The organism is Rhodococcus sp. NPDC003382 (assembly GCF_053589135.1).
Window position 1 is genome coordinate 33,689 of sequence record NZ_JBSFRH010000053.1, and the last position, 11,662, is coordinate 45,350.

An 11,662-nucleotide genomic window follows, 5' to 3' on the forward strand; every position below is an offset into this window, starting at 1 on the left:
CTCCTTCGTGTTACGGGATCAGCAGCCCGGGACGGGAGCGCCGCCGCCCTGGATCGCGAGCAGCGTGCAGAAGGTGGTCGCGCTGACCTTCCACGTGCCGTCCTGCTGGATGGCGTTGCCGGACTGGTCCGGAAGCACGGGAGCACCGTTCATGAGCAGCGTCCACTTGACGTCGGCGTTCTCCGGGTCGGAGAGGGTCACGCCCTCGACCGTCGCGGTCGTGGCCATGGCCTGCGGGTTCGATGTCATCGCTTCGAGCGTCGGCAGGAACACGTCGCCGTTCTCGACGAGCGCGGCACGCTCGGCCGGCGGGGTGGCGCCGTTGAAGAACGTGACGTAGGCGTTCGTGACGGCCTCGGTCGTCGCCGGATCCGCCGCTTCACCGGCTGCAGCCGCCGTGGTCGTCTCGGTGGCGGTGGCCTCGGTCGTCTCGGTCGTGGTGGTCGCCGTGGTCGTGGTGCTGTCGCTGGAGCTGTCGTCGTCGCTGCTGCAGCCCACGAGGGTGACGGCCGCAACCGCCACCATCCCGAAGGTGGCGACAGCACGACGGATGTTCGAAACGCGCATGACGGATCCTCTCCGGTGGACGAACCGGTTTCGTCCACCACTGTGTTGGAACTTCCCCCCAGGTCCCTGCGAGAGTACGTTGCCGACTCGCCCCGGGAAGGCCTTTTCGCCCCTCGAATTCCGTTGCCGTCCAGATGGTCCGGCAGCGGATGCGGGCGACGTTACTCGATCTTCGACTTCATCTCGTCCAGGTTCACCAGGATCGGGAATCCACCGACGCTCAGCGCGTTGCCGTGACCGGTCTGGTGGACGTCGAACACCGACTGGATGGCCGCGTAGAAGCCCTGCACGTCCAGGGTCTGATTGACGGCACGCTTGGCCTGCCGCAGCCCGAACGGAGGCATCGACGCGATCTTCGTCGCGAGTGCGCGGGTCTCCTCGTCGAGACGGTCGCGGGGCACGACCTTGTTGACCATCCCGGTCTGCTCGGCTTCGTGCGCGGTGACCGGGCGGCCCGTGAACAGGATCTCCTTGGCCTTGCGTGGACCGAGTTCCCATGTGTGCCCGTGGTATTCGACCCCGCCGATTCCCATCAGGACGACGGGATCGGAGAAGGACGCGTCCTCGGACGCGATGATGAGGTCGCACGGCCAGCACAGCAGCAGCCCACCGGCGATGCAGCGACCCTGGACGGCGGCGATCGACGGCTTCGGGATGTTCCGCCAGCGCAACGAGTACTCGAGATAGCGGCGACTCTCGTTGGAGTAGATCAGTTCGAGCGTGATCTTCAGATCGTCGGGAACCTTGGTGCCGAGATCGTGTCCGGCGGAGAAGTGTTTGCCCTCCGCCCGCAACACGATGACGGAGACGTCCGGGTCGGCGGCGGCACGCATCCAGGTGGCGTCGAGTTCGTCGAGCAACTCCGCGTTCTGGGCGTTGGCCGCCTCGGGACGGTTGAGCGTGATCGTGGCGATCTTGTCGGCTACCTCGTACAGGATGTACACGGCTGCAACCTCACCCCCGGGGAAGGCCGAGCACACGCTCGGCGACGATGGTCCTCTGAATCTCCGACGTACCACCGGCGATGGTGCCCGCGAAACTGCGGACGTAACGCTCGAACCAGCCGGTCGAGAAGTGGTCGTTGTTCCAGGGATTGAACGGTGCCGTCCAGTTCGGGTGGACGAGACCGTCCTCCCCCGCCGCGTCGAGTGCGTGTTCGGATGCGGACTGCACCGCTTCGGATCCGAGCAGCTTGAGCACCGACAGGGCCGCGACGTCCTGTTCACCGCGGGCGGCCCGCGCCAGCGCGGCCGAACCCAGCAGCCGCAGGCTCTGCAGGTCCATCGCGAGGGTCGCGTACCGATCGCGGTCGAGCACCGTGAGCGGCCGGAAGTCCTCGACCAGATCCTGGAGGCGGTCCGCGAAACTGAGCCAGAGCAGCGTACGTTCGTGCCCCAGCGCGCCGTTCGCGACGCCCCAGCCCCCGTTGAGTTCGCCGATCAGATTCTCCGCGGGCACCCGCACGTCCGTGAAGAAGACCTCGTTGAAGTCGAAGTCCTCCGACGACGCGACCGAGGCGAACGGGCGCCGCACGACACCGGGTGTGTCCGTCGGAATCAACAGCACGCTGATTCCCTTGTGCTTGGGCGCATCCGGATCCGTCCGCACGAAGGTGAGGAGCACGTCCGCGTCGTGTGCGCCGGACGTCCAGACCTTCTGCCCGTTGACGACGAAGTGATCACCGTCGAGCACCGCCCTGGTGCGCAAACCCGCGAGATCGGATCCGGCGCCGGGTTCGCTCATGCCCAGTGCTGCGGTGATCTCCGCGCGCAGGATCGGAACGGCCCAGCGCTGCTTCTGTTCCGGCGTGCCGAACGACAGGATCGACGCGGCGATGATCCCGAGTCCCTGCGGGTTGAAGCTGTGGTAGATCCGGCGGCGGGACAGTTCCTCGAGGTGCACGTACTGCTGCAGGATCGTGGCGTTGCGTCCACCGAACTCGGGCGGGTTGCCCGGCAGCAGCCAGCCGTTGTCGAACTGCAGCCGCTGCCACGGGCGGGCCCAGTCCGGCACATCCGCGCTCGAGCCGGGGCGGACGCCGGTGGCGGCGCCGTCGGGCAGGTTCTCCTCGAGGAAGGCCACGAACTCGGCGCGGAAGTCCTCGACATCGGCATCAAAGGTGAGTTGCACGGTACTCCTCGGCGATCAGCGCCCGATGCTCTGCCGCACCCCCGAGCAGATGCTCGCCGGCCTTGGCGCGCTTGAGCGCGAACTGAAGGTCGTTCTCCCAGGTGAATCCCATGGCACCGAACAGTTGGATGCCGTTGCGGAACACCACGGATTGGCATTCGCCCGCGGCGGCCTTGGCCATCGACGCGGCCACGCGCCGGCGGGGATCGTTCTCCGCGATCGTCAGGGCCGCGTAGTAGGCCAGCGCGCGTGCCCGTTCGATCGCAACGTGCATGTCGACGGCCTTGTGCTTGACCGCCTGGAACGAGCCGATCGGAACTCCGAACTGCTGACGTTCCCGGACGTGCCCGAGCACCATGTCGAGGATCCGTTGGCACGCACCGACGACGGTCAGCGCGAGCCCGGTCAGTGCCAGGTGGCGGGCCGGCTCCACGTCCACGTCGACGCGCCGGTCCTCGGAGATCCGGACTCCCCGGAACGCCACCTCGGCGAGGTGCAGCACCGGGTCGAAGACCGGGCTCCGTGCGACGACGGCCTGCTCGGCCGGCACGACGAACACCCCCGCCTCGGTGACGACGGCCAGCCGGTCGGCACGGTCGCCGTCGAGGACGTGGTGCGCGGTGCCGTCGAGGATCCACTCGTCGCCCTCGCGGCGCACGCCCACACCCTTGTAGATCGCGGCACCGGCGAGTCCGGCATCGTCGAACCCCGGTGCAAGAGGAGCGAACTGGGTCATCGTCGCGAGATAGGGAGTGGGGTCGGTCGCCCGGCCCAGCTCCTCGAGGACGATGGCGAGTTCGACCGTGGTGTCCGGGTCCGTCAGTGCGGTCCATCCGAGGTCGATGTAGGTCTTCCACAGAGGGGACGGGTCGGCGCCGCTGTCGACGATGTTGCGGACCAGCGTGGGCGAGCATTCCTTGGCCGTGACCTCACGGACGGTCTTCTGCCATAGCCGCTGATCGGAGTCGAACTCGAAGAGCATCCCGGCCTGCCTCCTTGGCTGAGCTGTGGTGCACGATGTCGATGCGAGAATAACATTCTCGCTTGACGAAAGTAATAGTCTCTATTTATCGGCGACACAGGCGCAGTCGGCGCACTGCGCAAGGAAACTCTCCGGTACAGTTGCTCGCATGTTCGGTACACGTGTCACAGAACAGAGCCGGTGGTGACCGGCCCCAGCGAAGAGCCGGCCTGGAAGCAGCGCGCAGTCGAGCGCTCCATCAGGACCGCCAAGATCCGGGCCGAACAGCGAGTGCAGCGCTTCCTCGACGCGGCTCAATCGATCATCGCCGAAAAGGGCAGCACGGATTTCACCGTGCAGGAGGTCGTGGACCGGTCCAAGCAGTCGCTGCGCAGCTTCTACCTGCAGTTCGACGGCAAGCACGAGCTGCTGCTCGCGCTCTTCGAGGACGCCCTCAGCCGCTCCGCCGACCAGATCCGCGCCGCGGCGTCCGGCCAGGACGCGCCGCTCGACCAGCTCCGCGTGGCGGTCGAGTTGCTGTTCGAGTTCTGCCGGCCCGACCCGAGCGCGCAGCGTCCGCTGTTCACCGACTTCGCGCCGCAGCTGCTGCTCACGCATCCCGCCGAGGTCAAGGTCGCGCACTCCTCGATGCTCGCGCTGTTCACCGAGCTGATGGAGAAGGTCGCCGCCTCCGGCGAGCTGCGCCCAGGCGCCAACCCGCGCCGACTGGCCGCGATGACGATGCAGACCGTCATGTTCATCGCACAGTCCGCGGGCGCCCCCGACGACGCGACCATCAAGCCGATCTCGGCCGAGGAAGTCTGGACCTTCTGCTCCCGCGGATTCGCCGGTAACTGAGGAATCGTCGGCGAGAATCGTATTCTCAATCGGGGATAGTTCGCTTACACTGGCGGCGTGCCCGATCTCTGGAACGACCTTCTGGCCTGCCTCGAGCTGCGCGCCGACGCCTCGGCAGACCTTCCCGACAGCGACACCCCCGCGACATCGGCGGTGTTCGAGGGAACGAACCAGCAACTCGAATACCACCGTTTGTTCGGCGGTCAACTCCTCGGCCAGTTCGTCCGCGCCGCGGAGGCCGCGTGCCCGACGAAGCGCATCAAGTCGCTGCACGCCCTGTTCCCCCGCGAGGGCAAGGCGTCGGAACCCGTCCGCTACGAGGTCACCCGCCAGCACGAGGGACGTTCGTTCGCCACGCTGAGCATCGTCGCGAGCCAGTCGTCGGGTGTCATCGGCACCGCGTCGGTTTCGATGCACGTGGGCGAGGACGGCCCCGAACTACAGACCGTCGAGTCCGTTCCGCCGGTGCTCGGCGAGAACGACCGTGCCCGCGTCGACCTCATCCCGTGGGAGATCCGGACGACCGAGGATCTCAACTCGTACGAGTCCTCGCCGCCCGAGTACGAAATGTGGATGCGCACACCGGAAGTCGATCCCGCGCTGGCCCCGGCCCTGACCGCGTACGCAACCGATCTGACCCTCATCGGAACCGCCCTGCGACCGCTCGAGGGCCTGGCCCAGACCGGCAACGGCACCGTCTTCACCTCGGCCGTCACCTCCCACACCCTGTGGTTCCATCGTCCGTTCCGCACCGACGAATGGCTGCTGGTGCGTCAGCACAGCCCGCTCATCGCCCACGGCCGGTGCTTCGGCCGGGGCGACGTGCTCGACGAGAAGGGGACGCTCGTCGCCTCCTTCGCACAGGAAGCCCTGCTCCGCCTGCCCCGCCCCTGACCCGATCGAGGTTTCGTTGGATCCGAAAGCCTTGTCCGACAACGCTGTCGGCCTATCCGTGCCGGAACACACGTACCGGGTGGTCCAGTGGGCCACCGGCAACCTCGGCACGCGTGCACTGCGCGGGGTCATCGAGCATCCGAACCTGGAACTGGCCGGGCTGTACGTCCACACACCGGAGAAGGCCGGTCGCGACGCCGGCGACCTCTGCGGCACGGACCCGACCGGCGTCACCGCGACCACGGACATCGACGACGTTCTCGCACTCGGCGCGGACTGTGTGCTGTACATGCCGCGCCTGTTCGATCTCGACGAGGTGTGCCGAATCCTCGCCTCCGGCAGCAACATCGTCACCACCCGCGGCGAGTTCCACCACCCGACGGCGATGGATCCGGCGGCCCGCGCCGAGGTCGAGGACGCGTGCGCGCTCGGCGGCACGTCGATCCACAGCACCGGAAGCAGCCCGGGATTCGTCACCGAGGCACTGCCGTTCGTACTCACCTCGATCCAGCGCAAACTCGACCGGCTCGCGATCGACGAGTATGCCGACCTCTCGCAGCGCAATTCACCCGGAATCCTGTTCGACATCATGGGTTTCGGTCGCGAGCCCGCCGCCTTCGAGGACTACCGCATCGACCACATCCGGTCGAACTTCGGCCCGTCGCTGCACTCGGTCGCCGACGCACTCGGGCTGCGGTTCGATTCCGTCGAAGCCCACGGCGAATTCGCCACGGCACGCACGCAGGTCATCATCGCGGCGGGCACGATCGAGCCGGGTACCGTTGCCGCACAGCGGATCACGGTCGCAGGTATGCGCGACGGACGAGCGCTCCTCCGGTTCCGTGCGACCTGGTACTGCACCACCGACGTCGACGTCGACTGGGACATCCGTCCGACGGGATGGCACATCGACGTCGCCGGCGATGCACCGCTCGACATCGACATCCGCTTCCCGATCCCCTTGGAGCGGATGAGCGCCGTGTCCCCCTCCTACACCGCGAACCGGGCGGTGAACGCCGTGCCGGTGGTATGCGCGGCGGAGCCGGGCATCCGCACCACCGCCGAGCTGCCGCAGGTGCTCGCCGCCCTGGGGTGAGCGAAAGCCTCAGGGACGGCCGAGCAGCCGCGCGGCCGCGCTGTACGGATCGGTGCTCCCGTCCGCGACCGCGGCGGCCAGATCGTCGAGTTCCGGCAGCGAACGCAGCTGCGACAGGGCCAGGGACAGGATCTGGGACCGCACCCGGGCGGCGCGGCGTTCCCCGCTGTCGGCGCGCTGATGCAGTTCGATCGCATCCATCAGCGCGTCGACGCCCTCGCCCTTCGATGCGACGAGCGTGAGGATCGGAACGTCGGTCTCCGCCTTCAGATCCCGGACCGTCCGGTCGGCGCCTTCCCGGTCCGCCTTGTTCACCACGAGTAGATCGGCGACCTCGAGCAGACCGGCCTTCGCGGCCTGGATCGCGTCGCCGCCACCGGGATTGAGGAGCACGACCGTCGGATCCGCGACCGCCGCGATCTCGATCTCGGACTGTCCGACCCCGACACTCTCGAGCAGCACCACGTCGTAGCCGAGTGCGGCGAGCAACCGGATCGCGGCGGGTACCGCGGCGGACAGTCCGCCGAGATGGCCGCGCGCCGCGAGCGAACGGATCAGCACATCGGGGTCGTTGACGTGGGCGGCCATGCGGATCCGGTCGCCGAGCAGGGCTCCCCCGCTGTACGGGGAGGACGGGTCGACGGCGAGCACCGCGACCCGGAATCCGCGCTCGCGGTATGCGGTGACGAGCACACCGACGGTCGTCGACTTACCGGCGCCGGGTGGTCCGGTCACCCCGACCACCCGCACGGGCACCGGGTCGAGAGCGGCGAGCACCTCGTCGCGCCGGTCGTCCTCGACCATCGTCAGCAGCCGTCCCGCCGCGCGCACGGATCCGGTGCGCGCGGCGGCGAGGAGTTCGTCGATCGTCACGGCGCACCGGATCCGTTGCTCGTTGCTGCGGCTGTCACGGAGCGGGCACCTCGATGACCGTGGCCGAGCCCATACCTCCGCCCGCGCACATCGCGGCCACGCCGACTCCGCCGCCGCGGCGGCGCAGTTCGTGCACCAGGGTCACGAGCATGCGCGCCCCGGTCGCGGCGACCGGGTGCCCGAGACCGCAGCCGCTGCCGCTGACGTTGACCTTGTCGGGATCGATGTCGAGGAGCTTGATGGTCGCCACACACATCGCGGCGAACGCCTCGTTGATCTCGAACAGATCGACGTCGCAGAAGGTCATGCCGGCGCGACGCAGCGCCTTCGGGATCGCGTGCACCGGAGCGAGTCCGGTGCGGGCGGGATCGACCGCGACCGATGCCCACGACCGGATGTAACCGAGTGCGGGCAGGCCGAGGCTGTCGCTCGCGATCGCGAGGGCCGCAGCGGCGTCGTTCGCGCCGCACGCGTTGCCGGCGGTGATGCTGAAACCTTCGATCTCCGGGTGCAGGACCTTGAGGGAGGCAAGCTTCTCGAGGGTGGTGTCGCGGCGCGGATGCTCGTCGACGGCGAACAACCCGTGCGGAGTCTCGATCGGGACGATCTCCTCCTTGAACCGGCCCTCGTCGATGGCGGCGATCGCGTTGCGGTGCGAGCGCAGCGCCCACGCGTCCATCTCCTCGCGGGTCACACCGGCCTCGACGGCGGCGTTCCAGCCGACGGTGATGGACATGTCGCGGTTGGGGGCGTCCGGGCGGTCCGGGTGGGTCGGCGAGTTCCACGGCACCCAGTCCTCACCGGAGCGCATCAGGGAGCGCGGCGACGTGGAGGCCGAGTTCACGCCACCGGCGATGATCAGCTGGTCCATGCCCGCCTTGATGCTCGCCGCGGCGGTCTGGACGGCGGACTGCCCGGCCGCGCAGTGCCGGTTCAGTGCCAGACCCGGCACGTCGGTCAGTCCCGCCGTGATCGCGGCGTGGCGGGCGATGACGCCGCCGCCGTAGAGCCCTTCGCCGAGGATGACGTCGTCGATCGCCTTCGGGTCGAGGTCCTTCGCGGTCTCGGCCACGATGTGGTTCGCGAGGTCGAACGCGCTGGTGTCGCGGAGCGTGCCCTTGACGGCCGTACCGATCGGGGTGCGCAGCGCGGAGACGATGACGGCTTCAGGCATTGGTGTTCTCCAGTTCGGTCAGTAGGGTCCGGCGCAGGAGTTTTCCTGTTTCGGTCTTGGGGAGTTCGTCGCGGAACACCACGGTGTCCGGCGTCTTGGAGGACCGCAGCCGGTCCTTGACCCACGCGGTGATCTCGTCCGGATCCGCATCGCCCACAAGTACCGCGACGATCCGCTGACCCCATTCGGGGTCGGCGACACCGACGACCGCGGCCTCGGTGATCCCGGGGTGCTCGAGCAGGACGTCCTCGATCTCGGCGGGGGCGATGTTCTCGCCGCCGCGGATGATGGTGTCGTCCGCGCGCCCCTCGATGAACAGGTAGCCCTCGTCGTCGACGTGGCCGAGGTCGCGGGTGGCGAACCAGCCCTGTTCGTCGAGGACGCTGCGCCCGCCGTACTCCCCGGAAATCTGCTCGCCGCGGACGAACACCAGCCCGGTCTCTCCCGGGGCGACGAGTTCGCCTGCCTCGGTGCGGATTTCGATCTCGATGCCCGGCAGCGGGCGGCCGACGGAGCCGAGCCGGTCGCGGACGGCCGCGTCGTCGGACGCGAGAGCCGTCCGGTGGTCGTCGGGTCCGAGCACCGCGATCGAGGACGCGGTCTCGGTGAGTCCGTAGGCGTTCACGAACCCGGTGTCCGAGAAGGCCCGCAGAGCGTGCTCGAGGACGGGACGCGGAGTCCGCGATCCGCCGTAGGCGAGGCTCTGCAGCGACGGCACGTCGGCCGGCGCGTCGCCGAGCACGGCGACGATCCGCGCCAGCATGGTCGGCACGAGCATCGCGTGGGTGACCTTCTCCCTGCGGACGGTGCCGAGCCAGGTCTCGGGATCGAAGGCGTCGAGGTAGACCACGCGACGGCCCGTGTACAGGTTCGACAGCAGATTCGTCAGGCCCGCAATGTGATACGGCGGGACGGACACGAGCGAGGCGTCGGTTTCCTCGGCGGAGGCGAACTCCATCGTGTTGAGCACGTACGCCAGCAGGTGGCGGTGCCGCAGCACCGCGGGCTTGGGATCCGACGTGGTGCCGCTGGTGTAGATGATCGCCGCGACGGCGTCGCCGTCCCACTCGGGCGCGACCTCGTCGGCGTCGACGGGGGTCGCGGTGGAGTCGACGAACGCGTCGAGGTCGCCGGGAGCGAGTTCGAGCGCCCCCGGGTGCCGGTCCCGCAGCGCCGTCAGCTGGGCTTCACCGAGTCGGTAGTTCAGTGCCACGAACGGCACCCCGGCCAGCGCGGCACCGAACAGCGCCACGGGATAGGCCAGATGGTTCGTGCCCAGGTACAGCACGGCCGGATACCCACGGAAACGGCTCGCAGCGACGCGGGCCCGGTCGTGGAGTTCGGGGCCCGTGAGGGAGCGGCCGTCGTAGGTCACGACAGCTCGATCACCGTTGCTTGCGGCCATTTCTAGAATCATGCTGATGTTCATGAGAACATTATTCTCTCAAGCAGAGAGCTGTAGTTGCAAGAAGGGAAACCAACATGCAGATCACCGGTAGTTCAGCGATCGTCGTCGGTGGCACCGGCGGCCTCGGCGAGGCCACCGTGCGCCGTCTCCACGCCGGCGGGACGAAGGTCGTCGTGGCCGACGTCAACGACGACAAGGGCAAGGCACTCGAGGAGGAGTTGGGCGTGCGCTACGTCCGCACCGACGCCGGCAGCGAGGAGTCGGTGCTCGCCGCGATCGCCGAAGCCGAATCGCTCGGACCGCTGCGCGTGTCGGTGGACTGCCACGGTGGCCCGGCCGGGGGCGGGCGGCTCGTCGGCAAGGATGGCAGCCCGATGCCGCTCGAGAACTTCACCAAGACCATCGAGTCGTACCTGGTCTCGGTGTTCAACGTGATGCGCCTGGCCGCCGCCGCCATCGCCCGGCAGGAGCCGCTCGAGGACGGGCAGCGCGGTGTCATCGTCAACACGGCGTCGATCGCCGCCTACGAGGGCCAGATCGGTCAGCTCCCCTACTCGGCCGCGAAGGGCGGCGTCGTCGGCATGACCCTGGTCGCCGCGCGTGACCTGTCGCCGCTCGGCGTCCGCGTCGTCACGATCGCACCCGGCACGTTCCTCACGCCCGCCTACGGCAAGGCCGGCGACCAGCTCGAGGCCTACTGGGGTCCGCAGGTGCCGCATCCCAAGCGCATGGGCCGCTCCCCCGAATACGCGACGCTCGTCGCGTCGATCGTCGAGAACGACTACCTCAACGGCGAGGTCATCCGCCTCGACGGCGCACTGCGGTTCCCGCCGAAGTGACCGCTCTCGACGGCAAGGTCGCGTTCGTCGCCGGTGCCAGCCGTGGCATCGGCGCCGCGGTGGCCGCCGCACTCGCCGAGGCGGGTGCGGCGGTCGCGGTCGCGGCGCGCTCGGAGAACGAGGGCCGGCTGCCCGGCACGATCCATTCGGTCGCGGACCGGATCGTCGCGTCGGGCGGTCGCGCCCTGCCGGTGCCGTGCGACGTCACCGACGAGGAGTCCGTCGACGCGGCGATCGCCGCGACGGTCGCCGAGTTCGGCGGCCTCGACATCGTGGTCGCCAACGCCGGGGTGTTGTGGCAGGGCCCGATCGAGACGACGCCGCTGAAGCGGTGGCAGCTGTGCCTCGACGTCAACACCACCGGCGTGTTCCTGGTGACCAAGGCGGCGATTCCGCATCTGCGCGCGCGTGGCGGCGGATCGCTGATCGCGGTGACCACCACCGGCGTGACGATGACCGACCGCGGATCCAACGCGTACTGGGTGTCGAAGGCCGCGGTCGAACGGCTCTATCTGGGGCTGGCGTCGGACCTGCGCGGCGACAACATCGCCGTGAACTGCCTGAGCCCGTCCCGGGTCGTTCTCACCGAGGGCTGGACCGCCGGCGGCAGCGGTATCGAGATTCCGCCGGAGATGGTCGAGCCACCGGAGACGATGGGTGCGGCGGCGGTACTGCTGGCCGCGCAGGACGCCTCCGGGATCACCGGCACCGTTCAGCGGTCGGAAACGCTCTAGCGCTACGCGCCGGTGTGCCTTTGTGGCGGTGGGAGCCGCCACATTGCGGCCCAGAACGAGTTGGGCTTCGCGAGCTGCCTCGATGATGCGTCGCAGATCGAGCCCTGTCTCGACATCCATCTCGTGGA

General features: G+C 68.7%; 12 protein-coding genes. 5 read left to right on the plus strand and 7 right to left on the minus strand.

The genetic code is table 11. The annotated features are described in order from the left end of the window. Positions 1-18 precede the first annotated feature (18 nt). The 4 genes from ACWDUD_RS26230 to ACWDUD_RS26245 form a co-directional block, all read right to left on the minus strand. Positions 19-567, minus strand: a complete 549-nt coding sequence (locus ACWDUD_RS26230) for a hypothetical protein (RefSeq protein WP_197257491.1) — start codon at positions 565-567, stop codon at positions 19-21. A 161-nt stretch (positions 568-728) separates the two neighbouring features. Next, the gene (locus tag ACWDUD_RS26235; protein ID WP_197257489.1) at positions 729-1,511 is read right to left on the minus strand and encodes an enoyl-CoA hydratase; all 783 of its coding nucleotides are present in this window, start codon (positions 1,509-1,511) and stop codon (positions 729-731) included. 10 nt (positions 1,512-1,521) lie between these two features. Beyond that, positions 1,522-2,697, minus strand: a complete 1,176-nt coding sequence (locus ACWDUD_RS26240; protein WP_197257487.1) for an acyl-CoA dehydrogenase family protein — start codon at positions 2,695-2,697, stop codon at positions 1,522-1,524. Further along, positions 2,681-3,679: an acyl-CoA dehydrogenase family protein gene (locus ACWDUD_RS26245; RefSeq protein ID WP_197257485.1), complete on the minus strand. Its 999-nt coding sequence runs from the start codon at positions 3,677-3,679 to the stop codon at positions 2,681-2,683. The genes ACWDUD_RS26240 and ACWDUD_RS26245 overlap by 17 nt, the downstream gene beginning before the upstream one ends. Positions 3,680-3,862: 183 nt before the next feature. On the opposite strand from ACWDUD_RS26245, the gene ACWDUD_RS26250 reads away from it, so the two are divergent. Genes ACWDUD_RS26250 through ACWDUD_RS26260 form a run of 3 tightly spaced genes read left to right on the plus strand, consistent with a single transcriptional unit; the run spans position 3,863 to position 6,506 of the window. Continuing rightward, positions 3,863-4,516 carry a TetR/AcrR family transcriptional regulator gene (locus tag ACWDUD_RS26250; RefSeq protein ID WP_197257483.1) on the plus strand — a complete coding sequence of 218 codons (654 nt, stop codon included), beginning with the start codon at positions 3,863-3,865 and terminating at the stop codon, positions 4,514-4,516. 57 nt (positions 4,517-4,573) lie between these two features. Beyond that, a complete protein-coding gene (locus ACWDUD_RS26255; protein WP_197257480.1) occupies positions 4,574-5,410 on the plus strand; it encodes an acyl-CoA thioesterase in 837 nt (278 codons plus the stop codon). A 31-nt stretch (positions 5,411-5,441) separates the two neighbouring features. Next, entirely contained in the window at positions 5,442-6,506 is a 1,065-nt protein-coding gene (locus tag ACWDUD_RS26260) for an NAD(P)H-dependent amine dehydrogenase family protein (RefSeq protein ID WP_450111226.1), read from the plus strand. A gap of 9 nt (positions 6,507-6,515) precedes the next feature. On the opposite strand, the gene meaB is transcribed toward ACWDUD_RS26260, so the two are convergent. Genes meaB through ACWDUD_RS26275 form a run of 3 tightly spaced genes read right to left on the minus strand, consistent with a single transcriptional unit; the run spans position 6,516 to position 9,982 of the window. Next, positions 6,516-7,379: a methylmalonyl Co-A mutase-associated GTPase MeaB gene (gene meaB, locus ACWDUD_RS26265; RefSeq protein ID WP_450111227.1), complete on the minus strand. Its 864-nt coding sequence runs from the start codon at positions 7,377-7,379 to the stop codon at positions 6,516-6,518. Between the two features lie 34 nt (positions 7,380-7,413). Beyond that, positions 7,414-8,553: a thiolase family protein gene (locus tag ACWDUD_RS26270; RefSeq protein WP_450111228.1), complete on the minus strand. Its 1,140-nt coding sequence runs from the start codon at positions 8,551-8,553 to the stop codon at positions 7,414-7,416. After that, a complete protein-coding gene (locus ACWDUD_RS26275) occupies positions 8,546-9,982 on the minus strand; it encodes a class I adenylate-forming enzyme family protein (protein ID WP_450111229.1) in 1,437 nt (478 codons plus the stop codon). Before ACWDUD_RS26275 ends, ACWDUD_RS26270 begins: the two co-directional genes overlap by 8 nt. A 53-nt stretch (positions 9,983-10,035) precedes the next feature. On the opposite strand from ACWDUD_RS26275, the gene ACWDUD_RS26280 reads away from it, so the two are divergent. Together ACWDUD_RS26280 and ACWDUD_RS26285 are read left to right on the plus strand one after the other, a co-directional pair. Next, entirely contained in the window at positions 10,036-10,800 is a 765-nt protein-coding gene (locus ACWDUD_RS26280) for an SDR family NAD(P)-dependent oxidoreductase (RefSeq protein WP_450111230.1), read from the plus strand. Then, positions 10,797-11,534 (plus strand): SDR family NAD(P)-dependent oxidoreductase, encoded by a 738-nt coding sequence (locus ACWDUD_RS26285; RefSeq protein ID WP_450111231.1) that lies wholly within the window; start codon positions 10,797-10,799, stop codon positions 11,532-11,534. Before ACWDUD_RS26280 ends, ACWDUD_RS26285 begins: the two co-directional genes overlap by 4 nt. The last annotated feature ends 128 nt before the right edge of the window (positions 11,535-11,662 follow it).

What these genes read in the sequence shown, in the direction of transcription:
- ACWDUD_RS26230 (WP_197257491.1), bottom strand. Translation starts at nt 567, where the DNA reads ATGCGCGTTTCGAACATCCGTCGTGCTGTCGCCACCTTCGGGATGGTG.
- ACWDUD_RS26245 (WP_197257485.1), bottom strand. Translation starts at nt 3,679, where the DNA reads ATGCTCTTCGAGTTCGACTCCGATCAGCGGCTATGGCAGAAGACCGTC.
- ACWDUD_RS26270 (WP_450111228.1), bottom strand. Translation starts at nt 8,553, where the DNA reads ATGCCTGAAGCCGTCATCGTCTCCGCGCTGCGCACCCCGATCGGTACG.
- ACWDUD_RS26275 (WP_450111229.1), bottom strand. Translation starts at nt 9,982, where the DNA reads ATGAACATCAGCATGATTCTAGAAATGGCCGCAAGCAACGGTGATCGA.
- ACWDUD_RS26280 (WP_450111230.1), top strand. Translation starts at nt 10,036, where the DNA reads ATGCAGATCACCGGTAGTTCAGCGATCGTCGTCGGTGGCACCGGCGGC.